We start from the raw sequence: 25,676 nt of genomic DNA, 5'->3' as shown, positions 1-25,676 counted from the left end.
CACTATGACCAATATTTCCCGCGTTGAACTGAACGTCAAGGGGCTGCTGGGCACGAAGCTCGGCATGACCCAGGTCTGGGACGAGAACAACCTTCTCATCCCAGTCACTGTTGTCCAGGCCGACTCCAACGTCGTGACCCAGATCCGCACCACCGACAGCGACGGCTACAACTCCGTCCAGATCGGCTTCGGACGCATCGATCCCCGCAAGGTGACCAAGCCGCTGGCAGGCCACTTTGAGAAGGCCGGCGTGACTCCACGCCGCCACGTCGTGGAGATCCGCACCGGTGACTCGGGCTCGTATGAGCTCGGCCAGGACCTCACCGTCGAGTCTTTCGAGACCGGCCAGAAGGTCGATGTCATCGGCAAGACCAAGGGCAAAGGCTTCGCCGGCGTCATGAAGCGTCATGGCTTCGCTGGTGTGGGCGCCTCGCACGGTTCCCACAAGAACCACCGCAAGCCAGGCTCCATCGGCGGCGCATCCACTCCGGGTCGCGTCTTCAAGGGTCTGCGCATGGCAGGTCGGATGGGCGGCGTCCGTCAGACCACCCACAACCTGACCGTCCACGCAGTGGACCCCGAGAAGAACCTGCTGCTCATCAAGGGTGCCCTTCCGGGTGCTCGCGGCCAGGTCGTCCTGGTCCGCACCGCAGTGAAGGGAGCATGATCCACATGGCCAACAAGGTTTCTGTCGACTTCCCCGCCGAAGTATTCGACGCCAAGACCAATGTCGCGCTGATCCACCAGGTGGTCGTCGCACAGCGGGCCGCGGCTCGCCAGGGCACCCACAAGACCAAGACTCGTGCAGAGGTCTCCGGCACCGGCGCCAAGCCGTTCCGGCAGAAGGGCACAGGTCGTGCTCGTCAGGGTTCGCTGCGCGGACCGCACATGGTCGGCGGTGGCGTGGTCCACGGACCGCAGCCACGCGACTACTCCCAGCGCACGCCCAAGAAGATGAAGGCCGCCGCCCTGCGCGGTGCCCTCTCTGACCGGGCACGCAACGACCGCATCATCGTCGTGGATGCACTGGTCACCGACCAGGCGTCGACGAAGGCGGCCAAGGCTGCACTGGCAGGTCTCGGCGGAGCGAACCGCAACTGGCTGGTCGTGCTCGACCGCAGCGATGACATCGCCGCGCTGTCGACCCGCAACCTGCCGCACGTCCACACCCTGTATGCCGATCAGCTGAACACCTACGACGTCATCGTCTCCGATGACATCGTGTTCACGCAGGCCGGCTATGACGCCTTCCTGGCACAGGGAACTGCGAAGGAGGAGACCAAGTGAGCGTCCTTACCAGCAAGGACCCGCGCGACGTCGTCATCGCACCCGTCGTGTCGGAAAAGTCCTACAGCCTCATCGATGAGGGCAAGTTCACCTTCCTGGTGGACCCCCGGGCCACGAAGTCCGAGATCAAATACGCGGTGGAGAAGATCTTCTCCGTGCGTGTCGACTCGGTCAACACCATCAACCGAGCTGGCAAGCGCAAGCGCACCAAGTTCGGATGGGGCTCACGCACCGGCACGAAGCGGGCGATCATCACCCTCAAAGAGGGACACAACATTGACATCTTCGGAGGATCCGCAGCCTGATCGGCTGATCGGAACCACTTGATCGAGGAAGAAGAATATGGCTATCCGTAACCTCAAGCCGAACACACCGGGCCAACGCGGCTCGTCTGTGGCCGACTTTGCAGAGATCACCCGGGACACCCCGGAGAAGTCCTTGCTGCGTCCGCTGTCCAAGACTGGCGGCCGAAACAGCTCGGGCAAGATCACCACACGTCACAAGGGTGGTGGCCACAAGCGCCAGTACCGTGTGATCGATTTCCGTCGCGCAGACAAGGACGGCGTGCCGGCGAAGGTCGCTCACATCGAGTATGACCCGAACCGCACCGCTCGTATCGCGCTGCTGCACTTCATCGATGGCACCAAGCGCTACATCCTGGCTCCGGCCAAGCTGGAGCAGGGTGCTGCCGTGGAGTCCGGCCCCAACGCTGACATCAAGCCGGGCAACAACCTGCCGCTGCGCAACATCCCACTCGGCACCGTGGTGCACGCGGTGGAGCTGCGGCCAGCAGGCGGCGCCAAGCTCGGCCGCTCCGCAGGTGCAGGCATCCAGCTGGTGGCCCGCGAGGGCAAGTTCGCCCAGCTGCGTCTGCCCTCCGGCGAGGTCCGCAACGTCGACGTGCGCTGCCGTGCGACCATCGGCGCCGTGGGCAACGCCGAGCAGTCCAACATCAACTGGGGCAAGGCTGGACGCATGCGCTGGAAGGGCGTTCGTCCGACCGTCCGCGGTGTTGTGATGAACCCGGTCGACCACCCGCACGGTGGTGGCGAAGGCAAGACCTCCGGCGGTCGTCATCCGGTCAACCCGAATGGCAAGCCGGAAGGGCGCACCCGCCGTCCGAACAAGGCAAGCGACAAGCTCATCGTGCGTCGCCGTCGTACCAAGAACAAGCGATAGGAGCCTGGAGACATGCCACGCAGCTTGAAGAAGGGCCCCTTCGTAGATCAGCACCTGTACCTCAAGGTCGTCGCTGAGAACGAAAAGGGCACCAAGAATGTCATCAAGACATGGTCCCGCCGTTCCATGATCATCCCCGACATGCTCGGCCACACTCTGGCTGTGCACGACGGACGCAAGCACATCCCCGTGTTCATCACTGAGTCGATGGTCGGGCACAAGCTCGGCGAGTTCGCTCCGACGCGTACATTCCGCGGCCATGTGAAGGACGACAAGAAGGGCAAGCGCCGCTGATCGCTTCCTCATCCGAGGAACGATCTGCGAGCTTGTGCTTCGTGTCACAAGACGAGAGAAGGAAAGCAATGGAAGCCAAGGCAATTGCGCGCTACCTGCGTGTGACGCCTATGAAGGCCCGGCGCGTCGTCGACCTTGTCCGCGGCAAGCAGGCCAACGAAGCACTGGCAATTCTGAAGTTCGCCCCTCAGGGCGCTACAGAGCCGGTGGCCAAGGTGGTCGCTTCTGCGCTGGCGAATGCTCGCCAGCACGCAGACAAGGAAGGAGTCGCCTTTAACGAGGACGCCTTCTTCATCACCGAGGCACGCGTCGACGAAGGCCCGACCATGAAGCGGTTCCGACCCAGGGCTCAAGGCCGGGCGTTCCGCATCAACAAGCGCACCAGCCACGTGACCATCGTGGTCGGCGCCGAAGAGAAAGGTGGGGATCAGTAGTGGGACAGAAGATCAACCCCAATGGTTTCCGTCTGGGCATCACCACTGACCACGTTTCGCACTGGTACGCCGACTCGACCAAGGCCGGTCAGCGATACAAGGACTTCGTGAAAGAGGATGTCCAGATTCGGGAACTCCTGGCCAAGTCCGTGGAGCGCGCCGGCATCTCGAAGGTTGAGATCGAGCGCACCCGCGATCGTGTTCGTGTGGATATCCACACTGCGCGGCCAGGCATCGTCATCGGTCGCCGCGGCGCCGAGGCGGACCGGATCCGCAGCGAGCTGGAGAAGCTCACCGCCAAGCAGATCCAGCTGAACATCCTCGAGGTCAAGAGCCCCGAGACCGATGCTCAGCTGGTCGCCCAGGGTGTGGCCGAGCAGCTCGCGGCTCGTGTGGCCTTCCGCCGCGCGATGAAGAAGGCCATCACCTCGGCGATGCGTTCAGGGGCAAAGGGTATTCGTATCCAGTGCGCCGGTCGCCTCGGCGGTGCAGAGATGTCCCGCTCCGAGTTCTACCGCGAAGGTCGCGTTCCGCTGCACACCCTGCGCGCGAACATCGACTTCGGCAAGCACGAGGCCAAGACCACCTTCGGCCGCATCGGTGTGAAGGTCTGGGTCTACAAGGGCGATCTCACCGCCAAGGAACTCGCCGCCCAGCAGGCTGCACAGCCTTCCGGTCGCGGTGGAGCCCGTGGTGGTCGTGGTGGACCCCGTGGTGGAGGCGAAGAGCGTCGTCGTCGTGGCCCAGGCCGCGGTCGCGAAGCCGGTGCCCAGGCACCCGCCGAAGCCGGATCTGGTGCTGAAGGAGGGCAGAGCTGATGTTGATGCCCCGCCGAGTCAAGTACCGCAAGCCGCACCGGCCCAAGCGCCGCGGGCGGGCCAAGGGTGGAACCGAGCTCGCCTTCGGCGAGTACGGCATCCAGGCCCTTGATCCCGCCTACGTGACGAACCGCCAGATCGAATCTGCGCGTATCGCCATGACCCGCCACATCAAGCGTGGCGGCAAGGTCTGGATCAACATCTACCCGGACCAGCCGCTGACGAAGAAGCCTGCCGAGGTCCGCATGGGCTCCGGCAAGGGTTCTCCCGAGTGGTGGATCGCCAACGTCAAGCCCGGACGCATCATGTTCGAGCTGTCCGGTGTCACGGAGGAAGTCGCCAAAGAGGCGCTCCGCCTGGCAATCCACAAGCTGCCCATGAGGGCACGCGTGATCAGCCGAGAGAGTGGTGAGTGACAATGGCAGTTGGAACCAAAGAGCTGACCGTTGAGAAGCTCGCAGAGATGGACTCAGCAGGCCTGTCAGAGGCGCTGCGCTCTTCCAAGGAAGAGCTGTTCAACCTCCGCTTCCAGTCCGCCACCGGCCAGCTGGAGAGCTCCAGCCGGTTGAAGGACATCAAGCGCGACATCGCCCGGATCTACACCGTGGTGCGTGAGCGGGAGCTGGGCATTCGTGAGAATGTCGATGCCGCCGCGGACTCCTCGGATTCGGCTGATGAGCAGAACGAGAAGAAGACTGAGGACTGAGCATGAGTGAAGCAACTGCAGAGACCCGCAATGACCGCAAGACCCTGCGTGGCGTCGTCGTCTCCGACAAGATGAATAAAACCATCGTCGTCGAGGTCGAGGACCGTCGCAAGCATGGTCTGTACGGCAAGATCATGAAGCGGCACACGAAGTTCATGGCACACGATGAGAACGAGCAGGCAGGTGTCGGCGACACCGTGGTGATCGCCGAGACCCGTCCGCTGTCCGCAGCCAAGCGCTGGCGGCTGGCCGAGATCGTCGAAAAGGCAGAGTGATTCCGGTGCTCCGGGATCGGCCCAGCAGCTGCTGCCGCTGACGCCGGAGCACCGAGAGCGCCTGCGTGCCTCCGAGGGCCCGACTGCTGCACCCCAGGGTGCGGGAGTTGGGCCCTCGGTGTATCTCGTGTAGGATATTGAGGCTGTGCGCCCTTTTAGATGAGGCTATCCACCTCAAAGGACAGCGCACGTCCCCGAAAGGGCCCCTCGGGGCCCCGGGAAACGCCGCCTCGGCCATGCATTCAGCTGCCCGTCCCGTGAGGGACGGAGAGTGTGTGGGTAAGCGGCCAGGGGACTTGTCAGGTAAGTCGGACCACATGCCCGAAGCGGTTTGATCGCCGCGTGAAGGTGTCCGACTCAGGCTAGAAGTTCCACAAGGCTCGGCACGAGTCCGAGAACCAGTGAGACGACAGGAGAAAACAAGTGATTCAACAGGAATCGCGGCTCAAGATCGCCGATAACACCGGTGCCAAGGAAGTCCTTGTCATCCGTGTCCTCGGTGGATCCGGACGCCGCTATGCAGGTATCGGCGACACATTCGTCGCCACCGTCAAGGACGCAATTCCGGGCGGCAACGTCAAGAAGGGCGACGTCATCAAGGCTGTTGTCGTGCGCACCAAGAAGAAGATCCGTCGCAACGACGGGTCATACATCAGCTTCGACGAGAACGCTGCTGTGATCCTCAAGGGTGAGACTCCTGAACCGCGCGGAACCCGTATCTTCGGGCCCGTCGGTCGCGAGCTGCGCGAGAAGAAGTTCATGAAGATCGTCTCGCTCGCCCCGGAGGTGCTCTGACTCATGGCCAAGATCAAGAAGGACGACCTCGTCCAGATCCTCACCGGCAAAGACAAGGGCAAGCAGGGCAAGGTCCTGCAGGTCCTGCCTCAGAAGGAACGCGTCCTCGTAGAGGGCGTCAACCGCGTGAAGCGTCACCTCCGTGCCGGCCAGTTCGGCAGCACCGAGGGCGGCATCGTGGAGTCTGAGGCTGCTATCCACATCTCCAACGTCGCTGTGGTTGACCCCGAGACGGGCAAGCCCACTCGCGTCGGCTACCGGCAGGAGACCGTGGAGCGGGATGGCGTCAGCAAGACCGTGCGCATCCGCTTCGCCAAAGCTTCCGGAAAGGACCTGTGATGACTGAGGTTCAGAGCGAGACTGAGAAGACCACCCCACGGCTCAAGGGCAAGTACCGCGCGGAGATCCGCTCCACGCTGCAGGAAGAGTTTGGATACTCCAACGTCATGGAGGTCCCCGGCCTGGTCAAGGTCGTGGTCAACATGGGCGTCGGCGAGGCAGCTCGCGATTCCAAGCTCATCCAGGGCGCCATCGAGGACCTGACCAAGATCACCGGTCAGAAGCCCAAGGTGACTCGCGCTCGGAAGTCCATCGCTCAGTTCAAGCTGCGCGAAGGACAGCCGATCGGCACGCACACCACGCTGCGTGGCGACCGCATGTGGGAGTTTGTGGACCGCCTGGTGACCCTAGCACTGCCCCGTATCCGCGATTTCCGCGGACTCAGCGGCAAGCAGTTCGACGGCAACGGCAACTACACCTTCGGTCTGACCGAACAGTCGGTGTTCCACGAGATCGATCAGGACAAGATCGATCGCCCTCGCGGCATGGACATCACTGTGGTGACCACCGCGAAGACTGATGAGGAAGGCCGCGCGCTGCTCAAGGCGCTGGGCTTCCCCTTCAAGACCGAATAACAGTAACTACGCCGCAGGTCCTTTCACCAAAGGTTCCGAACCCCCCGATTCACCTCGGGGGATCGAGTTCCTTCGGAGATCTGAAACCACGGCGAGGAAGGGCAGAAGCCCCTCATGACAATGACTGACCCAGTTGCAGACATGCTGACACGTCTGCGCAATGCCAACTCGGCTTTCCACGATCAGGTCTCGATGCCAAGCTCCAAGCTGAAGGTTCGCTTGGCTGACATCCTGAAGGCGGAAGGCTACATCTCCGAATGGCGCGAAGAGGAGGCCGAGGTCGGCAAGACCCTGGCCATCGACCTCAAGTTCGGCCCGAACCGTGAGCGTTCGATCGCCGGCCTGCGCCGCATCTCCAAGCCTGGTCTCCGGGTGTACGCGAAGTCCACCAACCTCCCGCACGTTCTGGGCGGCCTCGGCATCGCGATCCTGTCCACGTCCTCCGGTCTCCTCACTGACCGGCAGGCAGCCAAGAAGGGTGTAGGTGGGGAAGTCCTCGCCTACGTCTGGTAACCGGAAGGAGTCGAAGCACTATGTCACGCATCGGTCGTCTTCCGATCACCATCCCTGCCGGCGTCGAGGTCAAGCTGGAAGGTCGCCAGGTCTCCGTCAAGGGGCCCAAGGGCGAACTCTCCCGCACTCTTGCCGAAGGCATCACCGTCTCAGAAGAGGACGGCACCCTTACGGTGTCCCGTCCCAACGATGAGCGCGAATCGCGTTCACTCCACGGCCTGACCCGCACCCTGATCAACAACATGATCATCGGTGTCACCGAGGGCTACTCCAAGAAGCTCGAGATCGTCGGCACCGGTTACCGTGTGCTGGCCAAGGGCTCCGACCTGGAGTTCGCACTCGGCTACTCGCACCCCGTTCCGGTGAAGGCCCCTGAGGGCATCACCTTCGAGGTTGCGACCGCCACCAAGCTGGCTGTCAGCGGGATCGACAAGCAGCAGGTCGGCGAGGTCGCCGCCAACATCCGCAAACTGCGCAGGCCTGACCCGTACAAGGGCAAGGGCGTGCGTTACGAGGGCGAGCAGGTTCGCCGCAAGGCTGGAAAGGCAGGTAAGTAAACCATGGCTATTGGTATCAAGGGCAAGTCCAAATCCGCTGCCCGCGGCCGCCGCCACCTCCGCCTGCGCAAGAAGCTCAACGGTTCCGCTGAGCGTCCGCGCCTGGTGGTCAACCGCTCTGCTCGTCACATGGTCGCTCAGGTCGTCAACGACCTCGAGGGCACGACCCTGGTCTCCGCCACCACTATGGAGGCAGACCTGCGCAGCTTCGACGGCGACAAGACCGCCAAGGCGAAGAAGGTCGGCGAAATGGTCGCTGAGCGCGCCAAGGCAGCCGGCATCGACGCTGTGGTCTTCGACCGCGGCGGCAACAAGTACCACGGTCGCGTGGCCGCCGTCGCCGACGGCGCCCGGGAAGGTGGTCTGAAGCTGTGAGTGAGAACGCAAACAACCCTGAGAAGGACTCGTCTGTGACTGAGGCCAAGGAAACCGCCGCCCCCGAGACTGCACCGCAGACTCAGGCCGCCGGCGAGAACAGCAATGCTGCTCGCGGTGAGCGCGGCGGCCGCGGTGACAACCGCGGCGCTCGTGGTGGTCGCAGCGAAGGCGGCGGCCGCGGCGGTCGTGGTGGTCGTGGCGGGCGCGAAGAGGAGAAGGACAAGTTCCTCGAGCGCGTCGTGACCATCAACCGAGTGTCGAAGGTCGTCAAGGGCGGTCGTCGCTTCAGCTTCACCGCCCTGGTCATCGTCGGAGACGGCGACGGCCTGGTCGGCGTCGGCTACGGCAAGGCCAAGGAAGTCCCGGCTGCCATCGCCAAGGGTGTGGAAGAGGCCAAGAAGAGCTTCTTCCGTGTCCCGCGCGTCGGCTCCACCATCCCGCACCTGGTCAAGGGTGAGGATGCTGCCGGTGTCGTCCTGCTTCGTCCGGCCGCACCGGGTACCGGTGTGATCGCCGGCGGTCCGGTCCGCGCAGTCCTGGAATGCGCAGGCATTCACGACGTGCTGACCAAGTCCATGGGCTCGGTGAACGCCATCAACATCGTTCACGGCACCATCGACGCCCTCAAGCAGCTCGAAGAGCCCGAAGCCGTGGCAGCACGCCGCGGCAAGGCTCTCGACGAGATCGCACCGGCCCGGATGCTGCGCACGATGGCGGCTGACCGCGAAGCCCGTGCACAGAAGGCAGGTGCATGACTTTGCGCAGTACCGTCAATTACAACACCGCGCGGAACCTGAAGATCGGTGAGCACAAGCTCACCGTGACCCAGGTGAAGTCCCTGATCGGCGCCAACCCCAAGCACCGCGAGACTGTTCGCTCGCTCGGCCTGAAGCGGATCGGCCACACCGTGGTCCGTGACGCAGACGCCGTGACCGTGGGCATGCTCAACAGTGTGAAGCATCTAGTGAAGGCTGAGGAGGCGAACTAAGGATGCCAGAGAACACCGCTGCAGAATCCAACGTCCTCAAGGTCCACGATCTGCGTCCAGCACGCGGCGCCAAGAAGTCCCGCACCCGTGTGGGACGTGGTGAAGCCTCCAAGGGCAAGACCGCAGGCCGTGGTACCAAGGGCACGAAGGCCCGTTACCAGGTCCGCGCCGGCTTCGAGGGTGGTCAGCTTCCGCTGTACATGCGCCTTCCGAAGCTGCGCGGCTTCAAGAACCCGTTCCGCGTGGAGTACTCGCCGGTCAACCTGACCAAGCTCGGCGAGATGTTCCCCGAGGGCGGCGACGTCACTGCTGATGACCTCATCGCCAAGGGGGCTGCTCGCAAGGGCCGCCCGGTGAAGGTCCTCGGCTCCGGTGAGATCTCTGTCGCCGTGTCCGTGAAGGCTCACGCCTTCTCGGCCAGCGCCGAAGAGAAGATCAAGGCTGCCGGTGGTTCCACCGAGCAGCTGGCGCTGAAGGCTGCTTCCAAGCAGGCCTGATCGGCTCATCAATGATCAAGACCCCCGTGGTTCCCACGGGGGTCTTGTCATATCCGGGCCGACTCCGGCCGCAGGATTCTTTCCCCGTGCGCACCGCGCGTTAGTATGACTGACTGTGTGGCCGAAGGCCGCGCAACGGCAATTCACGCATCAGGAGGCCGCTTGTTCAGCGCGATCGCAAGGGTGTTCAAGACACCCGACCTGCGTCGAAAGATCTGGTTCACCATCGCGATCATCGCGATCTACCGCATCGGCGCATTCATCCCGGCACCCGGGGTGGACTACTCAGCAGTGCAGCAATGTCTGGCACTGGGGACCACTGAGGGCGGCCTCTATTCCTTCGTGAACATGTTCTCCGGCGGGGCCATGCTCCAGGTGTCCATCTTCGCGCTCGGGATCATGCCCTACATCACCGCGGCCATCATCGTGCAGCTGCTGCGCGTGGTCATCCCGCGGTTCGAGAACCTCCAGCGGGAGGGTGCGCAGGGGCAGTCCAAGCTGACCCAGTACACGCGCTACCTCACCATCGCGCTGGCCCTGCTCAACGCCACCACCCTGGTCTCCATGGCCCGCACCGGTGCGCTGCTGGGCTGCGACATCCCGATCATCACCAACGACGTGCTTCCGGTCGTGCTGCTGATGATCCTGGCCATGGTCACCGGTGTCGCGCTGATCATGTGGCTCGGCGAGCAGATCACCGAGCGCGGCGTCGGCAACGGCATGTCCATCCTGATCTTCGTCTCCATCGCCGCCGGGTTCCCCGGCGCCATGGGCGAGATCTGGACCACCCAGGGCTGGCGGACCTTCGGCATGGTGATGCTCATCGGTCTGGTCACCATCGCCGCCGTGGTCTTCGTGGAGCAGTCCCAGCGTCGCGTGCCGGTCCAGTACGCCAAGCGCCAGGTGGGCCGCCGCACGGTCGGCGGGACCTCCACCTACATCCCGATCAAGGTCAACATGGCCGGCGTCATCCCGGTCATCTTCGCCTCCTCGGTCCTGATGCTCCCCTCGGTGCTGGCCCAGTTCAACCAGCCCGGTCCCGGTGAGGAGCCCTCGGCCTTCATCCAGTTCATCCAGACGTACTTCGTGGGCGGAACGCACCCGCTCTACATGGCCGCGTTCTTCATGATGACCATCTTCTTCACCTACTTCTACGTGACCATCACGTTCAACCCGAACGAGGTCGCCGAGAACATGCGCAAGTTCGGTGGGTTCATCCCCGGAATCCGCGCGGGCAAGCCCACCGAGAGCTATCTCGCCTACGTGATCTCCCGGATCACCTTCCCCGGCGCGCTCTACCTGGGCCTGATCGCGCTGATCCCGCTGATCGCCTTCGTCCTGATCGGGGCGAACCAGAACTTCCCGTTCGGCGGCACCTCGATCCTCATCATGGTCGGCGTCGGGCTGACCACGGTCAAACAGATCAACGCACAGATGGAACAACGAAACTATGAAGGGTTGCTGCGATGACGCGCATGTTGATAGTTGGACCGGCCGGTTCAGGCAAGGGAACCCAGTCGAAGCGGATCTCCGAGGACCTTGGCATCGTCGCCATCTCCACCGGTGACATCTTTCGGGTGAACATCAAGGAGCAGACCGAGCTCGGACGCGAGGCGCAGGGCTATGTCGACGCCGGCGACCTCGTCCCGGACTCGGTCACCAACCGGATGGTCGAAGATCGACTCACCTGGAAGGATGCGGAGAACGGATTCCTGCTCGATGGCTACCCGCGAAACCGGACGCAGGTCGCCGCGCTCGATGAGATGCTCTCGCGTCTGGATGTGAGCCTCGATGTGGTGCTGGAGCTCACGGCTGACCGCGAGGAGCTGATCACTCGGCTGAAGAAGCGCGCAGAGATCGAAGGCCGGGAGGACGACGCCGACGAGGGCGCCATCCGCCGTCGGCTGGAGATCTTCGAATCCGAGACCGCGCCGATGATCGCTGAATATGACTCCCGCGGGCTCGTGCGCCGCGTCGACGGGCTGGGCCCCATGGACGAGGTCAACTCACGCATCATGGAAGCACTGAAGTCCTGATGTTCTCGCGCAGCCGGATCGAGCTGAAGTCGGAGCAGCAGCTGCGTCATATGGCCGCGGCGGGCGCGATCCTCAACGAGGCCCTGGAGGCCACGCTGGCGACGGCCGTGCCGGGCGTGACCACCGGGGAGCTCAACGACGTGTTCGCCGAGGTCATCACCGCCCGCGGCGCGAAGCCCAACTTCTTGAACTACCACGGGTTCCCCGGCTACATCTGTGCCTCGGTCAACGAAGAGGTCGTCCACGGGATACCGGGGGAGCGGGTCCTGCAGCCCGGGGACGTGCTCAAGATCGACGGCGGCTGCATCATCGAAGGCTGGCACTCCGACTCGGCCCGCACCCGGATCCTGGGGTCCTCCCAGGACGGCACCGCGGACCCTGAGGACGAACGGCTCTCGGCGATCACGGAGGCGGCCATGTGGCGGGGGATTGCGGCATTCGCGACCGCCAAGAGCACCGGCGAGATCGGCGAGGCGATCGAGGACTACGTCTCGGCCCAGCCCGGCAGGAAGCTCGGGATCCTGGAGGACTACGTGGGCCACGGCATCGGATCGCAGATGCACATGCCCCCGGATGTGTTCAACTACTCCACCGGCATGAAGGGCGCCAAGATCCGCCCCGGCATGGCGCTGGCCATCGAGCCGATGCTCACCCGCGGCGGCATCGAGACCGAGGTGCTCGACGATGACTGGACGGTGGTCACCAGCGATCGCTCCCGCGCAAGCCAGTGGGAGCACTCGGTGGCACGTCATGAGGACGGGATCTGGGTGCTGACCGCCGCAGACGGCGGGGCCGCGGCGCTCGCGCCGTTGGGCGTGACACCGGTGCCGCTTCCTTAGCGCCCGAGCAGAGTCGGCGCGGCGACGTCAGATGAGTCGTCGCCCTCTCTGAACTGAAGTTGTCCAGGGCGGAACCGTCCTGTAGGCTGTACTGCTGGTTGTCTCTGTCGTTCTGCATGCCTGCATACTGTGCCGGCATGCATGATCCAGAGGCGCCGCAGCAATCGAATCAGACCCCTCGGTCATCTGGAACTGCACTGCGCCGCAGTGTGGGCTTCGGAGGGCTCGGGGTCGCGAACGGTATGTGGAGCATATGGGTAAAAAAGAAGGCGTCATCGAAGTAGAGGGCCGGGTTTCTGAAGCCCTGCCGAATGCAATGTTCCGCGTGCGTCTGGAGAACGAGCACGTCGTCCTCGCGACCATTTCGGGCAAGATGCGCCAGCACTACATTCGCATCCTCCCCGAGGACCGCGTAGTGGTGGAGATGAGCCCGTATGACCTCAACCGTGGGCGCATCGTCTACCGCTACAAGTGAGTAGCCGAACGCGTCGGTCAACGTAAAAAACTGTCGCACGCGACCGAATAAGAGGAGAACCCATGAAGGTTCAGCCGAGCGTGAAGCAGATCTGCACTGACTGCAAAGTCATCCGCCGCAGCGGCGTGATCCGTGTGATCTGCAAGTCGAACCCACGCCACAAGCAGCGCCAGGGCTGAGTCCTTCACTTACATCACGTAAGTGAGGGCGCACCCGCGCTGGACAGCTCACATCATATGCAGTGCAGCCCGTCACTGAGCTGGACGAGCACACCCCCGGTTTCCGAAGGCCGGGGACCCGCTGATGACATCACCTCCGATGTCGGACCGTTCAGGTCCCAGAGGGAATTGCACTGCTTGAGACCTTCGGAAGAGAACAAGGAGGACTGCCACTGTGGCACGTCTGGCAGGTGTAGACATCCCGCGCGAAAAGCGCACGGTGATCGCACTCACTTATATCTACGGCGTTGGGCGCACCAGCGCCGAAGCAGCCGTTGAAGCAATCGGTATCGAAGCAGGTACCCGCGTGAAGGATCTGACTGACGATCAGCTGATCTCTCTGCGTGACTACATCGAGAGCAATCTCACCGTCGAGGGTGACCTTCGTCGTGAGGTCGCTGCTGACATTCGCCGCAAGGTGGAGATCGGCTCTTACGAAGGTATCCGCCACCGTCGCGGCCTTCCGGTCCGCGGTCAGCGCACCAAGACCAACGCTCGTACCCGCAAGGGCTCGAAGAAGACCGTCGCAGGTAAGAAGAAGTAGTTCAGCAGCGCAGGCTCACACCGAGTCAGCAGTTGATCCGAAGAACTCAGTCACGGAGAAGAAATGCCACCAAAGTCACGCGCAGCGGCACGCAAGCCGCGCCGCAAAGTCAGCAAGAACATCACCCAGGGTCAGGCTCACATCAAGTCGACCTTCAACAACACCATCGTCTCCATCACCGATCCCCAGGGCGCAGTGGTGTCCTGGGCGTCCTCAGGTGAAGTTGGATTCAAGGGTTCACGCAAGTCGACTCCTTTCGCCGCGCAGCTCGCCGCCGAGCAGGCCGCGAAGCGCGCACAGGAGCACGGGATGAAAAAGGTCGAGGTCTTCGTCAAGGGACCCGGTTCGGGACGCGAAACCGCGATCCGCTCGCTCCAGGCCGCAGGCCTGGAGGTCGGCTCCATCTCGGACGTCACCCCGAGCGCGCACAACGGCTGCCGCCCGCCCAAGCGCCGTCGCGTCTGAGCAAACTTCTTTAACAAGACATTAGAGTCTGCCCCCGGCCGCAACGCCGGGGGCAGGCCGAGCATCATTACTCAGTGAGAATGCGTCAAATAGCGGACGCACTCTGAAAGGAACAATCAGTGCTCATTGCACAGCGCCCCACGCTGACCGAAGAAGTTGTCGCCGACAATCGCTCCCGCTTCGTCATCGAGCCCCTCGAGCCCGGCTTCGGCTATACCCTGGGCAACTCCATGCGTCGCACCCTGCTCTCCTCCATCCCCGGTGCGGCCGTCACCAGCGTTCGGATCGATGGTGTGCTCCACGAGTTCACCACCATCGCCGGCACCAAGGAAGACGTCACCGAGCTCATCCTCAACGTGAAGCGACTCTCCGTCTCTTCCGAGCATGATGAGCCCGTCGTCGCATACCTCCGCAAGGAGGGCCCCGGTCCCGTCACCGCGGCGGACATCACTCCGCCGGCAGGCGTGGAGTTCCACAACCCGGACCTCCACCTCGCCACGCTGAACGAGCACGGCAAGCTCGACATGGAGCTGACCGTCGAACGCGGCCGCGGCTACGTCTCGGCGGCACAGAACAAGATGGCCGACGCAGAGATCGGCCGGATCCCGGTTGACTCCATCTACTCCCCGGTCCTGAAGGTCTCCTTCAAGGTCGAGGCGACTCGTGTGGAGCAGCGCACCGACTTCGACAAGCTCACCGTCGACGTGGAGACCAAGTCGTCCATGGAGCCCCGCGATGCCCTGGCATCGGCAGGCACCACCCTGGTCGAGCTCTTCTCGCTGGCTCGCGAGCTCAATGTCGCAGCCGAGGGCATCGAGATCGGCCCTTCGCCGACCGACGCCGCGCTGGCTGCCGACATGGCTCTGCCCATCGAGGACCTGGAACTGACGGTGCGCTCCTACAACTGCCTCAAGCGCGAGGGCATCCACAGCGTGGGTGAGCTCGTGGCACGTTCAGAGGCCGATCTGATGGACATCCGGAACTTCGGTGCCAAGTCCATCGACGAGGTCAAGGACAAGCTCGTCGAGCTTGGTCTGAGCCTCAAGGACTCCCCGGCAGGCTTCGACCCGACCGCGGCTCGCTTCCAGGAAGCTGGCGACGAGGACTACGTCGAAGAAGAGCAGCAGCGGTTCTAGAGAACTGCGGCCCACGACAACTATTCGCGCTGACGTTCAACTGAACTGACTGCGCACCACTCAAGGAGAACCAGACCATGCCTACCCCCACCAAGGGTCCGCGCCTGGGCGGCAGCCCGTCGCACGAGAAGATGATGTTGGCGAACCTTTCCGCCAACCTGTTCGAGCACCGCGCGATCACCACCACGCTGACCAAGGCCAAGCGCCTCCGCCCCTACGCCGAGCGTCTGATCACGATGGCGAAGCAGGGCGACATCGCTGCTCGCCGTCGCGTGGTCGGCAAGATCAGCGCCAACAGCGCGACCAACCAGGCCATCGTCCACGAGCTGTTCACCGTGATCGCCCCGGCCATGGCCGAGCGCGAAGGCGGCTACACCCGCATCGTGAAGATCGGCAACCGCAAGGGCGACAACGCTCCGATGGCTGTCATCGAGCTCGTCATGGAGCCCGTCTCGCCGAAGCAGGCAGTGGTCAGGGAGGCCGAACAGGCCACCGCGACCCCCGCCCAGCAGCCGGCGCAGGAGGAGACCACCGAGGTCGAGTCCACCGAGGCTGCGGCCACCGAGTCGGAGTCCGCTGCGTCGGAGTCCACCGAGGCCGAGGGTCAGAAGTAGACCCTTCAGCACGCATTCGTCAGGCGCCCCCGATCTCAGCGATCGCGGGCGCCTGACGTGTCTGCAGCTGAGCCCGCATCGAACTCTGCACGTACAGGGGGCAACGCATGAACATCCGCGAAGACCCGCAGTGCCTGACCCTGCGGGTGCGTCTGGACCTGGCCTATGACGGAAGCGCGTTCCACGGGTGGGCCGTCCAGCCTGGGCTTCGCACCGTGGAGGGAGCCCTGCGTGAGGGCCTGGCCACCCTCCTGCGCCGCGAGGTGCCGCTTATCGTGGCCGGACGCACCGACGCCGGAGTCCATGCCCGGGGGCAGGTGGTCCACCTCGACCTGAGCTTGGCCGAGTATGCAAATCTGGGTCGAGACCGAGGGATCACCCCGGAGGAGGCGCTCGTGCGCCGCCTGACCGGGGTTCTGCACGGTGAGCGCGGCGCCGTCGTCGTCTTCGCCGCTGCCATCGTGTCGCAGGACTTCGACGCGAGGTTCTCCGCGCTGAGCCGCACCTACCGCTACCGCATCGCCGACGCCGCCTCCCACCGCGACCCGCTGCGTCGCCTGGACACGGCGTGGCACCGGGTGCCCCTGAACGCTGAGCTGATGAGGCTCGAGGCCGCCTCCGTGGCCGGACTGCAGGACTATGGCAGCTTCTGCCGGCCCAGGGAGCGCAGCACCACCATCCGGGAGCTGCATGACTTCAGCATCCACCGGGACGCCGACGGCGTGATCCTCGCCGCGCTCACCGCCGACGCCTTCTGCCACCACATGGTGCGCGCCCTGATGGGGGCCTGCCTGGACGTGGGGGAGGGGCGCCGGGCCCCCGGCTGGCTGATGAGCCGGCTCGCCGAGCCGGTCTGGGACCAGCGGGTCCGTCTGGCCCCGCCCGGCGGCCTGGTGCTGGAGTCCGTCCAATACCCGGCAGACGAGCAGCTGGGCCGCCGCGCGGAACAGACCCGAGCGCTCCGGCAGCCTGCTGAGCAGGGCTGAGCAGGGCTGAGAGTCGGGACCTGCTGTGATATCAGCCACAGCAGACCGCCGCCCTGGACAGGTCGGTCCGGGTGGAGTGCCCTGTCAGTGCTGGGCAGGACACTCGCGTCACCGCTTCTGAGGCAGCGTCAACCGGGGTCGCGGGAGTCGCGAGGTTCACGATCGAGGACCATAATCGTTCGGGCTCGCCTTCACCGACGAAGGCCCTCATCCCTGACCTGCAAAGGAACCAACCACTGATGAGCATCACCTCTCGCTCGCAGGACTCCGGCATCGGCGGCGTCGCCTGGGTCGTCCTGGTCGCCGCGTTCGGCGGCTTCCTCTTCGGCTTCGACACGGCGGTGATCAATGGGGCCGTCGGTCCCATCCAGGCCCAGTTCGACCTCTCAGACATCGCTGTCGGCTTCACCGTCTCCTCGGCCCTGCTGGGCTGCATGATCGGCGCATGGGCCGGCGGCAGCCTCTCCGACCGCATCGGCCGCCAGCGCGCCATGATGGTCGCCGCCGCACTGTTCTTCGTCTCCGCGATCGGCTCCGGCCTGGCGTTCGGCGCCGTCGACCTGGTGCTCTGGCGGGTGCTGGGCGGCATCGGCGTCGGCATGGCCTCGGTGATCGCCCCTGCCTACATCGCCGAGGTCGCCCCGACGCACCTGCGTGGACGCCTCGGCTCGACCTGGCAGCTCGCGATCGTGGTCGGCATCTTCATGGCCGCCTCCTCCAACGCCTTCATCGCCAACGTCGCCGACGGTGCGGCCGAGGAGCTGTGGTTCGGTCTGGAGGCCTGGCGCTGGATGTTCCTGCTGGAGGCAGGAGCGGCGCTGCTCTACGGCCTGCTGGCCTCCTCGATCCCCGAATCGCCGCGCTACCTGGTCTCCCGCGGTCGCGAGAAGCAGGCGGCCAAGGTGCTTGAGGAGATCGTCGGCATCCAGGGTGAGTCTGCGATCGCGCAGAAGATCAAAGAGGTCCGCGAGACCATCAACCTGGAGGCGAGGCAGAAGTTCCGCGACCTCATCGTCAGCGGCAGGCTCACGCCCATCGTCTGGGTGGGTCTGGGCCTCGCGGTCTTCCAGCAGTTCGTCGGCATCAACGTCATCTTCTACTACTCCAACACCCTGTGGCAGGCCGTGGGGATCGCCGAGGACCAGGCGTTCCTGGTCCAGATCATCACCACCAGCGTGAACATCGTGGCCACCGTCATCGGCATCATCATCGTGGACAGGGTGGGTCGTCGCATCCCGCTCGCCGTCGGCTCAGCCGGCATGACGGCGGGACTGGGCATGATGGCCGTGGCGTTCAGCCAGGCCGTGGTCACCGTGGGCGCCGACGGCGAGGAGCTGGTCTCCCTGCCGGGCGCCTGGGGCATGGTCGCGCTGGTCTCCGCGAATGTCTTCGTGCTCTTCTTCGGCGCCACCTGGGGACCGTTCATGTGGGTCCTGCTGGGGGAGATGTTCCCCAACCGGATCCGTGCGGTGGCCCTGGGCGTCACCGCCTCCGCAAACTGGGCGGCGAACTTCCTGATCTCGATGCTCTTCCCCGAGATGGCCGCGTTCTCGCTGGTCTTCGCCTACGGCTTCTACGCGGCCTCGGCGCTGCTCTCGATGTTCTTCGTGCTCAAATGGGTCCCGGAGACCAACGGGTGCGAGCTTGAAGACATGTCAGACACCGCCTACGCGAAGGCTCCTCGCGCCGCGAAGACCCGATGAGGCGGCCCTGAGGACCCAGCCGATCCAGCGCTGGGAACACAGCAGGATCAGCCGCGTCCCCGCCCGGAGAACAGGTCACCGGCAGGGGTCCTGGAGCGTGACTTTGCTCAAAGGCGGGGGTGCTCTGTATAGTTGTTGGTTGTTGTGCGTGTCCACCCCTGCGTGGGTCCGTGTCGAGGCGGCTCAGTTGCATGGTCGTCAGCCTCCGCGGACTGCAGGGGAACCCACGGGCCCGGTCTCTTCCCAGTCCTCACCTGGGAATCCGGACGTCGCACTCGCGAAGAAACAGTCACTGACACTCGGTGCCTCTCACACACCAGAGAGTCCAGTGCGCTGAACCGTAGAACATCGACCGAAGGCATACCAACGTGCGTACGTACACCCCGAAGCCTGGCGACGCCGACGCCCAGTGGCACGTCATCGACGCGACTGACGTCGTGCTGGGCCGTCTCGCCTCACAGACTGCTGCGCTGCTGCGCGGCAAGCACAAGCCGACCTTCGTCCCACACCAGGACATGGGCGACTTCGTCATCATCATCAACGCCGAGAAGGTCGCTATGACCGGCGACAAGGCCGAGAAGAAGCGCTACTGGCGCCACTCCGGCTTTCCCGGCGGCATCAAGTCGCTGACCTTCAACGAGATGGTCTCGCGCTACCCCACCCGCGCTGCGTACCAGGCGGTCAAGGGCATGTTGCCACATAACAAGCTCGGAACGGCTCAGCTGAAGAAGCTGCGCGTCTATGCAGGTGCAGAGCACCCGCATGTCGCCCAGCAGCCGAAGCCGTTCGACATCTCCCAGGTCACTCAGTAGTCCTGGCCACCCGACACTAGAATTTTCAAGGAGAATCGTGGCTCAGAACACTGAAGAGCTCACCGAAACCGAGGAGCTCTCAAGCTACACCTCGGAATCAACCCCCACCGAGGAGACCGCCGGCGAGTCCGAGCGTGCACCGTTGACCGTCGGCGGAGCCGCCATCGGTCGACGCAAGCGCGCACGTGCTCGCGTCCGCATCACCCCGGGCACCGGCACCTGGACCCTCAACGGTCGCAGCCTGGAGGAGTACTTCCCCAACAAGCTGCACCAGCAGGAAGTGAATGATCCCTTCACCCTGCTGGGCCTCAAGGGCGCCTACGACGTCATTGCTCGCATCGACGGCGGCGGCCCCTCGGGCCAGTCCGGCGCCCTGCGGCTCGGCATCTCCCGTGCACTCAACGAGATCGACCGCGACCACAACCGCGCGGCACTGAAGAAGGCTGGATTCCTGACTCGCGACGCCCGTGCGGTGGAGCGCAAGAAGGCCGGTCTGAAGAAGGCCCGCAAGGCACCGCAGTACTCCAAGCGCTGATCCTTCAGCACTGGTCCCAGTGCTGATCCCCAGCTGCTCGAAGAACCCCGCCGGAGACTCTCCGGCGGGGTTCTTCGCGCATGTGGGGGATCCGCCCAGTAGACTGACCGTCATCATGGCAAGACTTTTCGGCACTGACGGCGTGCGCGGTGTGGCCAACGAGCTGCTCACCGCTGAACTCGCCCTCACCCTCTCCCAGTCAGCAGCGACCATCCTCGGCCACCGGCAGGTGACCCCCGGCACCCGACCCACCGCAGTCGTGGCGCGGGATCCGCGCATCTCAGGGGAGTTCATCTCCGCCGCGGTGCAGGCCGGCATCGCCAGCAGCGGGGTCGACGTCTTCGACGCCGGCGTGCTGCCCACCCCTGCCGCCGCCTTCCTGGTCGCTGACATCAATGCAGACTTCGGCGTGATGATCTCCGCCTCGCACAACCCCGCCCCGGACAACGGGATCAAGTTCCTGGCCCGCGGCGGGCACAAGCTCGACGACGCCGCCGAGGACGCGATCGAGACCGAGATGGGGCGGACGCCCCCGCGGCCCACCGGAGCCGACGTCGGGCGGGTCAGCCGGTTCGCCGACGCCGAGGACCGCTACCTGGTGCACCTGCTGCGCTCCCTGAACGGCATCAGCCTCAAGGGGCTCAAGATCGTGCTCGACTGCGCCCACGGCGCCGCCGCCGGCGTCTCACCCCAGGCCTTCACCGACGCCGGGGCCGAGGTGATCGTCATCGGAGCCGAGCCCGATGGGCTGAACATCAACGAGGGCTACGGCTCCACCCATCTGGGTCCGCTGCAGGACACTGTGCGTGAACACCGCGCCGACCTGGGCATCGCCCACGACGGCGACGCCGACCGCTGCCTCGCGGTCGACCACACCGGAGAGATCATCGACGGTGACCAGATCATGGGCATCCTGGCCATCGCGCAGAAGGAGGCCGGGACCCTGGTGGATGACACTCTGGTGGTCACCGTGATGTCCAACCTCGGTCTGAAGCTCGGCATGGAGGCGGCCGGGGTCAGACTCGTGGAGACCGCAGTCGGGGATCGCTATGTGCTCGCCGCGATGCGCGGAGCCGGCTACAACCTCGGTGGCGAACAGTCGGGGCATCTGATCTTCGCGGACTACGCCACCACCGGTGACGGTCTGCTCACCGGGCTGCAGCTAGCGGCCCGGGTCGCCGCCACCGGGAGATCGGTCCGGACCCTGGCCGCGGAGGCCATGACGCGGCTCCCGCAGGTGCTGATCAACGTCAAGGGCGTGGATCGGACCCGGGTCAAGACGCATCAGCCGGTCCAGGAGGCCGTCGCGCAGGTGGAGGCCCGTCTGGGAGCCACCGGCCGAGTGCTGCTGCGCCCCTCCGGCACCGAACCGGTGGTAAGGGTCATGGTGGAGGCACCGACCGCGGATCTCGCCCGGGCGGAGTCCGAGGCGCTGGCCGACGTCGTGAAGGCCGAACTGGCCCTCTGAGCCGGCTCGCTGAACCGGCTCGCTGAGCCGGCTCGCTGAACCGGCCGCACCCCACCCAGCGCGTCGAGCGGCGGATTCTCCGAACATCTCAGGCCTGGACGGCCCTCGGATGAGCCGAGAATCCGCCCCTCAACACTGGGGGTCCTCGCCTGTGCCCAGCGCCGGGTGCCGATCAGGAGATTCACCGCGGGCCTCAGGGTGCAGACAGGTCTGGCTCCGCGACGTCGTACTCCGCCGCTGCCGGCTGGTCCCAGTACTCCTCCAGGGTGAGGCCCTGCGCGGCGACCTCACCTGCAGTGTCCTGCCCGACGTAGCGCAGATGCCAGGGTTCGAACTCGTAACCGGTGATCTCCTCGGCGCCTTCCGGATACCGGATCACGAAGCCATGGTCCGCGGCGTGCTCCGCCACCCATTGCCCCTCAGGCGTATCGGCGAAGCAGTGCCCCTGGATGCAGTCGGGATTGTCGATGCTGATCACATCTGCCGCGAGACCGGTCTGATGCTCCGAATAGCCCGGGCGGGCCACCAGCTCATCGGTCTCCTCGGTGCCGACCGCCGAATGTCGGTTCGCATACAGCTCAAGCTGTGCCGCGTAGGAGCGGTACCCGCTGGTCATCGCCAGGACCTGACCGTCCTGGGCTGCGGCGTCGATCAGCTGGGCGAGCGCCTCAGCGGCGGGTCGGCGCAACAGCAACTGATTCTCGGTGGTCATCCGCACGTCCGGAGCCTCCAGGTCTGAAGGGGCGTGGTCCTCGGGGTCCAAGGAGTTCTGCGGGTTCACCAGCACGTGGATGGAGTCCGGGTCCCAAGAGGGATCGCTGGCGCGCACAGGGGTGGGTTCAGGACTGGGCTCGGCGTCAGCCTCGGCGCCGGAGTCCGGCTCAGCGCTGGACTCCGCCCCCGGTGCCGGGTCCTCCGCCTCGGGGAGCTGATCACCGCGCACCTCGGAGAGCGTCTGGTCCCCGGTGAGGCCCGCGTGGACCGCATCCCATGCGCGGGGCAGGAAGTACCCCGCCAGCAGCAGCGCACCGACGGTCAGGGCAGCCACGAGCACCCGACGTCGGCGGTAGACCCGGGCGCGCCGGGCCTGCTGCTCCGGCCACTGGCGACGACCGTCCGGGGTCAGCTGTGCCTCAGGCATAGAGCACCCCCGGGACGCGGAGGGGCGCAGCGGGGCAGAACCAGCTTCACGGACTCAGACCTTGCGCAGCAGGACGCGGGAGACGGAATGGTCCTCGCCCTTGGCCATCACGAGCCGCGCCCGGGAGCGGGTCGGGGCGATGTTCGCGCGCAGGTTCGGGCCGTTGATCCGGTTCCAGATCTCGGAGGCGCGAGCCTGCGCCTGCTCGTCGTCGAGGAAGGAGTACTGGTGGAAGTAGCTCTGCGGGTCCGCGAAGGCTCCGTCGCGCCAGCGCATGAACCGGTCCACGTACCACTGCTCGATGTGCTTGGGCTTGGCATCGACATAGATGGAGAAGTCGAAGAAGTCGCTGAGCGCCAGGCCGGTGGTGCCGTCCTCGCGCACCCGCGCCGGCTGCAGCACATTGAGCCCCTCCACGATGAGCACATCGGGCTGACGGATCACCACTTCACGGTCCGGGACGATGTCATAGACCAGGTGCGAGTACCAGGGGGCGCGCACCTCGGGCTTGCCCGACTTCACCTCGGAGACCATCCGCAGCAGCGCCCGGCGGTCATAGGCCTCCGGGAAGCCCTTGCGGTCCATCAGGCCGCGGCGCTGCAGCTCGGCGTTGGGGTAGAGGAAGCCATCGGTGGTGACCAGCTCCACCCGCGGGGTCGACGGCCAGCGGCGAAGCATCTCCTGGAGCACCCGGGCGGTCGTGGACTTGCCCACCGCCACGGATCCGGCCACCCCGATGACGAACGGGGTGCGCAGGGTCTGCTCGCCGAGGAACTCATTGGCCGCGGAGCGCAGCTGCGCGGCGGACTCCACATAGATCGAGAGCAGCCGGCTCAGCGGCAGGTAGATCTGCTCGACCTCATTGAGCGAGAGATGTTCGCCGATGCCGCGCAGCCGGTCGACGTCGTCCTGGTTCAGCGGCTGTTCGATGGTGTCGGCCAACCGGGCCCAGGCCTGGCGGTCCAGCTCCGCGAAGGGGGAGTGGGAGGTGTTCGGCTGATCGGGCTTGAACGGGGACCCCGCCCAGGGCGCGGTGCCCGCCACCAGGGCGGGAAGCGGACCCGCAGAGGTGCGCGGATGAGGATCTTCGGATGGGCGCTCAGACACGTTGACACGATACGCTATCCCTCATGTGTGGAATCGTCGGCTATATAGGCCTGCCCGAGAAGACCAGTCAGCACTCAGCCCTCGACGTGCTCCTAGAAGGACTCCGTCGCCTGGAGTACCGCGGATATGATTCCGCGGGCGTGGCGACCGTGACCGGCGGAAGCGTCTCGACGAGGAAGAAGTCCGGCAAGCTCGCCAACCTCCTCGCCGAGATCGAGGCGGACCCGATGGCTGAGGCCTCGGTGGGCATCGGTCACACCCGCTGGGCCACCCACGGGGCGCCCACGGACCAGAACGCGCACCCGCACCTGGCCGACGAGGGCAAGCTCGCCGTCATCCACAACGGCATCATCGAGAACTTCGCGCAGCTCAAGGCCAAGCTCGTCGCGACCGGTGAGGAGTTCAGCTCGCAGACCGACACCGAGGTGGCCGCGAAGCTGATCGGCCAGTACTTCGCCGGCTCCGCCGCGGGTGACCTGACCGAGGCGATGCGTCTCGCGGCCAGCGAGCTGGAAGGCGCGTTCACGCTGCTCGCCGTCCACGCCGACCAGCCCGACCGTGTGGTCGCCTCACGCCGCAACTCACCACTGGTGGTGGGCCTGGGCGAGGGGGAGAACTTCCTCGGCTCCGACGTCTCCGGATTCATCGACTTCACCCGTGAGGCCGTGGAGCTGGAGCAGGACCAGGTCGTGACCATCACCACCGACGACGTGGCCATCATCAACTTCGACGGCACCCCCGCCGAGGGCAAGCGCTTCTCGGTGAACTGGGACGCCGCCGCCGCCGAGAAGGGCGGCTACGGCACCTTCATGGAGAAGGAGATCCACGATCAGCCCAAGGCCGTGGAGGACACCCTGCTGGGGCGCACCGACGCCTCGGGCCGCCTGGTGCTCGACGAGCTGCGCATCGACCCCGAAGAGCTCAAGGGCATAGGCAAGATCATCGTGCTGGCCTGCGGCACCTCCGCCTACGCCGGCATGGTCGCCAAGTACGCCATCGAACACTGGGTGCGCGTGCCCGTGGAGGTGGAGCTCAGCCACGAGTTCCGCTACCGCGATCCGATCATCGATGACTCGACGCTGATCGTCTCGCTCTCCCAGTCCGGGGAGACCATGGACACCCTGATGGCGGTCCGCTACGCCAAGGAGCAGGGCGCCCTCACCCTGGCGATCTGCAACACCAACGGATCCACCATTCCGCGCGAGTCGGACGCGGTGCTCTACACCCACGCCGGACCCGAGATCGCGGTGGCCTCCACCAAGGCCTTCCTGGCCCAGATCACCGCCTCCTACCTGCTGGGCCTCTACATGGCACAGCTGCGCGGGAAGCTCTTCCAGGGGCAGATCGAGGACATCCTCGCGGACCTGCACAAGATCCCCGCCAAGATCCAGGAGATCCTCGACGGGGCCGATGACATCCGCAAGCTCGCCCGCGAGATGGCCCAGGCCCCTTCGGTGCTCTTCCTCGGGCGCCACGTCGGCTACCCGGTGGCGATGGAGGGCGCGCTCAAGCTCAAGGAGATCGCCTACATCCACGCCGAGGGCTTCGCCGCCGGCGAGCTCAAGCACGGCCCGATCGCGCTGATCGATGAGGGTCAGCCGGTCTTCGTCGTCGTCCCTTCCCCGCATGGCCGGGATTCGCTGCACGCCAAGGTGGTCTCCAACATCCAGGAGGTCCGCGCCCGCGGCGCCAAGACGATCACCGTGGCCGAGGTCGGCGACGCCGACGTCGTGGACTACTCCGAGACGGTCTTCTACGTCCCGGAGACCCAGCCGCTGCTGATGCCGCTGCTGACCACCGTCCCGCTGCAGATCTTCGCCTGCGCACTGGCCGCCGAGAAGGGCTACGACGTCGACCAGCCGCGCAACCTGGCCAAGTCGGTCACCGTGGAGTGACCATCTAAGTGGAGTGACCATCTAGGTGGTGTGTCCCTTTGAAAGAGAGTGATCCCGCGCAGAAGGA

The 25,676-nt window shown here is 65.2% G+C and carries 36 protein-coding genes; 34 read left to right on the top strand and 2 right to left on the bottom strand.

Annotated features, from left to right (window positions below):
* Positions 1–4 precede the first annotated feature (4 nt).
* From rplC to glmM, 33 genes are all read left to right on the top strand, one after another.
* Positions 5–667 (top strand): 50S ribosomal protein L3, encoded by a 663-nt coding sequence (gene rplC, locus LSI54_RS04600; protein WP_241465386.1) that lies wholly within the window; start codon positions 5–7, stop codon positions 665–667.
* 5 nt (positions 668–672) lie between these two features.
* Positions 673–1,287 (top strand): 50S ribosomal protein L4, encoded by a 615-nt coding sequence (gene rplD, locus LSI54_RS04595; RefSeq protein ID WP_106121922.1) that lies wholly within the window; start codon positions 673–675, stop codon positions 1,285–1,287.
* Positions 1,284–1,592, top strand: coding sequence for a 50S ribosomal protein L23 (gene rplW / locus LSI54_RS04590; RefSeq protein WP_106121796.1), 309 nt, complete (start codon positions 1,284–1,286; stop codon positions 1,590–1,592). Before rplD ends, rplW begins: the two co-directional genes overlap by 4 nt.
* A gap of 37 nt (positions 1,593–1,629) precedes the next feature.
* Positions 1,630–2,466, top strand: coding sequence for a 50S ribosomal protein L2 (gene rplB / locus LSI54_RS04585; protein WP_241465385.1), 837 nt, complete (start codon positions 1,630–1,632; stop codon positions 2,464–2,466).
* Positions 2,467–2,478: 12 nt separating this feature from the next.
* Positions 2,479–2,760: a 30S ribosomal protein S19 gene (rpsS, locus tag LSI54_RS04580; RefSeq protein WP_036473245.1), complete on the top strand. Its 282-nt coding sequence runs from the start codon at positions 2,479–2,481 to the stop codon at positions 2,758–2,760.
* A 68-nt stretch (positions 2,761–2,828) separates the two neighbouring features.
* Positions 2,829–3,194: a 50S ribosomal protein L22 gene (gene rplV, locus LSI54_RS04575; RefSeq protein WP_036473246.1), complete on the top strand. Its 366-nt coding sequence runs from the start codon at positions 2,829–2,831 to the stop codon at positions 3,192–3,194.
* Positions 3,194–4,012 (top strand): 30S ribosomal protein S3, encoded by an 819-nt coding sequence (gene rpsC, locus LSI54_RS04570; RefSeq protein WP_241465384.1) that lies wholly within the window; start codon positions 3,194–3,196, stop codon positions 4,010–4,012. The genes rplV and rpsC overlap by 1 nt, the downstream gene beginning before the upstream one ends.
* The gene (gene rplP / locus LSI54_RS04565) at positions 4,012–4,428 is read left to right on the top strand and encodes a 50S ribosomal protein L16 (RefSeq protein WP_036473248.1); all 417 of its coding nucleotides are present in this window, start codon (positions 4,012–4,014) and stop codon (positions 4,426–4,428) included. Before rpsC ends, rplP begins: the two co-directional genes overlap by 1 nt.
* A gap of 2 nt (positions 4,429–4,430) precedes the next feature.
* A complete protein-coding gene (gene rpmC, locus LSI54_RS04560) occupies positions 4,431–4,718 on the top strand; it encodes a 50S ribosomal protein L29 (protein WP_106121797.1) in 288 nt (95 codons plus the stop codon).
* 2 nt (positions 4,719–4,720) lie between these two features.
* Positions 4,721–4,993, top strand: a complete 273-nt coding sequence (rpsQ, locus tag LSI54_RS04555; protein ID WP_106121798.1) for a 30S ribosomal protein S17 — start codon at positions 4,721–4,723, stop codon at positions 4,991–4,993.
* Between the two features lie 423 nt (positions 4,994–5,416).
* The gene (gene rplN / locus LSI54_RS04550) at positions 5,417–5,788 is read left to right on the top strand and encodes a 50S ribosomal protein L14 (protein ID WP_036473253.1); all 372 of its coding nucleotides are present in this window, start codon (positions 5,417–5,419) and stop codon (positions 5,786–5,788) included.
* Positions 5,789–5,791: 3 nt separating this feature from the next.
* Entirely contained in the window at positions 5,792–6,127 is a 336-nt protein-coding gene (gene rplX, locus LSI54_RS04545; protein ID WP_241465383.1) for a 50S ribosomal protein L24, read from the top strand.
* Positions 6,127–6,702, top strand: coding sequence for a 50S ribosomal protein L5 (gene rplE, locus LSI54_RS04540; RefSeq protein ID WP_036473255.1), 576 nt, complete (start codon positions 6,127–6,129; stop codon positions 6,700–6,702). The genes rplX and rplE overlap by 1 nt, the downstream gene beginning before the upstream one ends.
* Before the next feature lie 114 nt (positions 6,703–6,816).
* Positions 6,817–7,215 carry a 30S ribosomal protein S8 gene (gene rpsH, locus LSI54_RS04535; RefSeq protein ID WP_036473257.1) on the top strand — a complete coding sequence of 133 codons (399 nt, stop codon included), beginning with the start codon at positions 6,817–6,819 and terminating at the stop codon, positions 7,213–7,215.
* Positions 7,216–7,235: 20 nt separating this feature from the next.
* A complete protein-coding gene (gene rplF, locus LSI54_RS04530) occupies positions 7,236–7,772 on the top strand; it encodes a 50S ribosomal protein L6 (protein WP_241465382.1) in 537 nt (178 codons plus the stop codon).
* A 3-nt stretch (positions 7,773–7,775) separates the two neighbouring features.
* On the top strand, positions 7,776–8,147 hold the full coding sequence (gene rplR, locus LSI54_RS04525) for a 50S ribosomal protein L18 (protein WP_106121803.1): 372 nt from the start codon (positions 7,776–7,778) through the stop codon (positions 8,145–8,147).
* Entirely contained in the window at positions 8,144–8,905 is a 762-nt protein-coding gene (rpsE, locus tag LSI54_RS04520) for a 30S ribosomal protein S5 (RefSeq protein ID WP_241465381.1), read from the top strand. The genes rplR and rpsE overlap by 4 nt, the downstream gene beginning before the upstream one ends.
* Positions 8,902–9,138, top strand: coding sequence for a 50S ribosomal protein L30 (rpmD, locus tag LSI54_RS04515; protein ID WP_241465380.1), 237 nt, complete (start codon positions 8,902–8,904; stop codon positions 9,136–9,138). The genes rpsE and rpmD overlap by 4 nt, the downstream gene beginning before the upstream one ends.
* Before the next feature lie 2 nt (positions 9,139–9,140).
* Positions 9,141–9,635: a 50S ribosomal protein L15 gene (gene rplO / locus LSI54_RS04510; RefSeq protein ID WP_241465379.1), complete on the top strand. Its 495-nt coding sequence runs from the start codon at positions 9,141–9,143 to the stop codon at positions 9,633–9,635.
* A gap of 162 nt (positions 9,636–9,797) precedes the next feature.
* Positions 9,798–11,105, top strand: coding sequence for a preprotein translocase subunit SecY (gene secY / locus LSI54_RS04505; protein WP_241465378.1), 1,308 nt, complete (start codon positions 9,798–9,800; stop codon positions 11,103–11,105).
* On the top strand, positions 11,102–11,671 hold the full coding sequence (locus tag LSI54_RS04500) for an adenylate kinase (RefSeq protein ID WP_241465377.1): 570 nt from the start codon (positions 11,102–11,104) through the stop codon (positions 11,669–11,671). Before secY ends, LSI54_RS04500 begins: the two co-directional genes overlap by 4 nt.
* Positions 11,668–12,510, top strand: coding sequence for a type I methionyl aminopeptidase (gene map, locus LSI54_RS04495; protein ID WP_241470674.1), 843 nt, complete (start codon positions 11,668–11,670; stop codon positions 12,508–12,510). The genes LSI54_RS04500 and map overlap by 4 nt, the downstream gene beginning before the upstream one ends.
* A gap of 253 nt (positions 12,511–12,763) precedes the next feature.
* Positions 12,764–12,985, top strand: a complete 222-nt coding sequence (gene infA, locus LSI54_RS04490) for a translation initiation factor IF-1 (RefSeq protein ID WP_036473267.1) — start codon at positions 12,764–12,766, stop codon at positions 12,983–12,985.
* Between the two features lie 62 nt (positions 12,986–13,047).
* On the top strand, positions 13,048–13,164 hold the full coding sequence (gene rpmJ / locus LSI54_RS04485) for a 50S ribosomal protein L36 (protein ID WP_036473268.1): 117 nt from the start codon (positions 13,048–13,050) through the stop codon (positions 13,162–13,164).
* A 214-nt stretch (positions 13,165–13,378) separates the two neighbouring features.
* Positions 13,379–13,747 carry a 30S ribosomal protein S13 gene (gene rpsM / locus LSI54_RS04480; RefSeq protein WP_241465376.1) on the top strand — a complete coding sequence of 123 codons (369 nt, stop codon included), beginning with the start codon at positions 13,379–13,381 and terminating at the stop codon, positions 13,745–13,747.
* A 63-nt stretch (positions 13,748–13,810) separates the two neighbouring features.
* Entirely contained in the window at positions 13,811–14,212 is a 402-nt protein-coding gene (rpsK, locus tag LSI54_RS04475) for a 30S ribosomal protein S11 (protein ID WP_036473271.1), read from the top strand.
* A gap of 119 nt (positions 14,213–14,331) precedes the next feature.
* Positions 14,332–15,348: a DNA-directed RNA polymerase subunit alpha gene (locus LSI54_RS04470; RefSeq protein WP_241465375.1), complete on the top strand. Its 1,017-nt coding sequence runs from the start codon at positions 14,332–14,334 to the stop codon at positions 15,346–15,348.
* Positions 15,349–15,425: 77 nt separating this feature from the next.
* On the top strand, positions 15,426–15,962 hold the full coding sequence (rplQ, locus tag LSI54_RS04465; RefSeq protein ID WP_241465374.1) for a 50S ribosomal protein L17: 537 nt from the start codon (positions 15,426–15,428) through the stop codon (positions 15,960–15,962).
* Positions 15,963–16,069: 107 nt separating this feature from the next.
* The gene (locus LSI54_RS04460) at positions 16,070–16,948 is read left to right on the top strand and encodes a tRNA pseudouridine synthase A (protein ID WP_241465373.1); all 879 of its coding nucleotides are present in this window, start codon (positions 16,070–16,072) and stop codon (positions 16,946–16,948) included.
* 239 nt (positions 16,949–17,187) lie between these two features.
* Positions 17,188–18,651, top strand: a complete 1,464-nt coding sequence (locus tag LSI54_RS04455) for a sugar porter family MFS transporter (protein WP_241477849.1) — start codon at positions 17,188–17,190, stop codon at positions 18,649–18,651.
* Between the two features lie 368 nt (positions 18,652–19,019).
* On the top strand, positions 19,020–19,463 hold the full coding sequence (rplM, locus tag LSI54_RS04450) for a 50S ribosomal protein L13 (protein ID WP_241465371.1): 444 nt from the start codon (positions 19,020–19,022) through the stop codon (positions 19,461–19,463).
* Between the two features lie 37 nt (positions 19,464–19,500).
* Positions 19,501–19,998, top strand: a complete 498-nt coding sequence (rpsI, locus tag LSI54_RS04445; protein ID WP_241465370.1) for a 30S ribosomal protein S9 — start codon at positions 19,501–19,503, stop codon at positions 19,996–19,998.
* A 115-nt stretch (positions 19,999–20,113) separates the two neighbouring features.
* Positions 20,114–21,466, top strand: a complete 1,353-nt coding sequence (glmM, locus tag LSI54_RS04440; protein ID WP_241470570.1) for a phosphoglucosamine mutase — start codon at positions 20,114–20,116, stop codon at positions 21,464–21,466.
* 193 nt (positions 21,467–21,659) lie between these two features.
* Here the strand turns inward: glmM and LSI54_RS04435 are convergent, their stop codons facing one another.
* Both LSI54_RS04435 and coaA read right to left on the bottom strand, forming a co-directional pair.
* Positions 21,660–22,607, bottom strand: coding sequence for a M15 family metallopeptidase (locus LSI54_RS04435; RefSeq protein WP_241477848.1), 948 nt, complete (start codon positions 22,605–22,607; stop codon positions 21,660–21,662).
* Between the two features lie 54 nt (positions 22,608–22,661).
* The gene (coaA, locus tag LSI54_RS04430; protein ID WP_255727424.1) at positions 22,662–23,654 is read right to left on the bottom strand and encodes a type I pantothenate kinase; all 993 of its coding nucleotides are present in this window, start codon (positions 23,652–23,654) and stop codon (positions 22,662–22,664) included.
* Positions 23,655–23,737: 83 nt separating this feature from the next.
* On the opposite strand from coaA, the gene glmS reads away from it, so the two are divergent.
* On the top strand, positions 23,738–25,609 hold the full coding sequence (gene glmS / locus LSI54_RS04425) for a glutamine--fructose-6-phosphate transaminase (isomerizing) (RefSeq protein ID WP_241477847.1): 1,872 nt from the start codon (positions 23,738–23,740) through the stop codon (positions 25,607–25,609).
* The last annotated feature ends 67 nt before the right edge of the window (positions 25,610–25,676 follow it).

The organism is Nesterenkonia sp. AY15, assembly GCF_022565855.1.
Lineage (GTDB): Bacteria > Actinomycetota > Actinomycetes > Actinomycetales > Micrococcaceae > Nesterenkonia.
Note: the sequence above shows the minus strand (reverse complement) of the source record. Positions and strands in the feature narration are given on the sequence as shown.

Coding starts and splice junctions, on each gene's coding strand:
- rplC (WP_241465386.1), top strand. CDS start 5: ATGACCAATATTTCCCGCGTTGAACTGAACGTCAAGGGGCTGCTGGGC.
- rplD (WP_106121922.1), top strand. CDS start 673: ATGGCCAACAAGGTTTCTGTCGACTTCCCCGCCGAAGTATTCGACGCC.
- rplB (WP_241465385.1), top strand. CDS start 1,630: ATGGCTATCCGTAACCTCAAGCCGAACACACCGGGCCAACGCGGCTCG.
- rpsS (WP_036473245.1), top strand. CDS start 2,479: ATGCCACGCAGCTTGAAGAAGGGCCCCTTCGTAGATCAGCACCTGTAC.
- rplV (WP_036473246.1), top strand. CDS start 2,829: ATGGAAGCCAAGGCAATTGCGCGCTACCTGCGTGTGACGCCTATGAAG.
- rplP (WP_036473248.1), top strand. CDS start 4,012: ATGTTGATGCCCCGCCGAGTCAAGTACCGCAAGCCGCACCGGCCCAAG.
- rpmC (WP_106121797.1), top strand. CDS start 4,431: ATGGCAGTTGGAACCAAAGAGCTGACCGTTGAGAAGCTCGCAGAGATG.
- rpsQ (WP_106121798.1), top strand. CDS start 4,721: ATGAGTGAAGCAACTGCAGAGACCCGCAATGACCGCAAGACCCTGCGT.
- rplX (WP_241465383.1), top strand. CDS start 5,792: ATGGCCAAGATCAAGAAGGACGACCTCGTCCAGATCCTCACCGGCAAA.
- rplE (WP_036473255.1), top strand. CDS start 6,127: ATGACTGAGGTTCAGAGCGAGACTGAGAAGACCACCCCACGGCTCAAG.
- rpsH (WP_036473257.1), top strand. CDS start 6,817: ATGACAATGACTGACCCAGTTGCAGACATGCTGACACGTCTGCGCAAT.
- rplF (WP_241465382.1), top strand. CDS start 7,236: ATGTCACGCATCGGTCGTCTTCCGATCACCATCCCTGCCGGCGTCGAG.
- rplR (WP_106121803.1), top strand. CDS start 7,776: ATGGCTATTGGTATCAAGGGCAAGTCCAAATCCGCTGCCCGCGGCCGC.
- rpmD (WP_241465380.1), top strand. CDS start 8,902: ATGACTTTGCGCAGTACCGTCAATTACAACACCGCGCGGAACCTGAAG.
- rplO (WP_241465379.1), top strand. CDS start 9,141: ATGCCAGAGAACACCGCTGCAGAATCCAACGTCCTCAAGGTCCACGAT.
- LSI54_RS04500 (WP_241465377.1), top strand. CDS start 11,102: ATGACGCGCATGTTGATAGTTGGACCGGCCGGTTCAGGCAAGGGAACC.
- infA (WP_036473267.1), top strand. CDS start 12,764: ATGGGTAAAAAAGAAGGCGTCATCGAAGTAGAGGGCCGGGTTTCTGAA.
- rpmJ (WP_036473268.1), top strand. CDS start 13,048: ATGAAGGTTCAGCCGAGCGTGAAGCAGATCTGCACTGACTGCAAAGTC.
- rpsK (WP_036473271.1), top strand. CDS start 13,811: ATGCCACCAAAGTCACGCGCAGCGGCACGCAAGCCGCGCCGCAAAGTC.
- rplQ (WP_241465374.1), top strand. CDS start 15,426: ATGCCTACCCCCACCAAGGGTCCGCGCCTGGGCGGCAGCCCGTCGCAC.
- LSI54_RS04460 (WP_241465373.1), top strand. CDS start 16,070: ATGAACATCCGCGAAGACCCGCAGTGCCTGACCCTGCGGGTGCGTCTG.
- LSI54_RS04455 (WP_241477849.1), top strand. CDS start 17,188: ATGAGCATCACCTCTCGCTCGCAGGACTCCGGCATCGGCGGCGTCGCC.
- glmM (WP_241470570.1), top strand. CDS start 20,114: ATGGCAAGACTTTTCGGCACTGACGGCGTGCGCGGTGTGGCCAACGAG.
- LSI54_RS04435 (WP_241477848.1), bottom strand. CDS start 22,607: ATGCCTGAGGCACAGCTGACCCCGGACGGTCGTCGCCAGTGGCCGGAG.
- glmS (WP_241477847.1), top strand. CDS start 23,738: ATGTGTGGAATCGTCGGCTATATAGGCCTGCCCGAGAAGACCAGTCAG.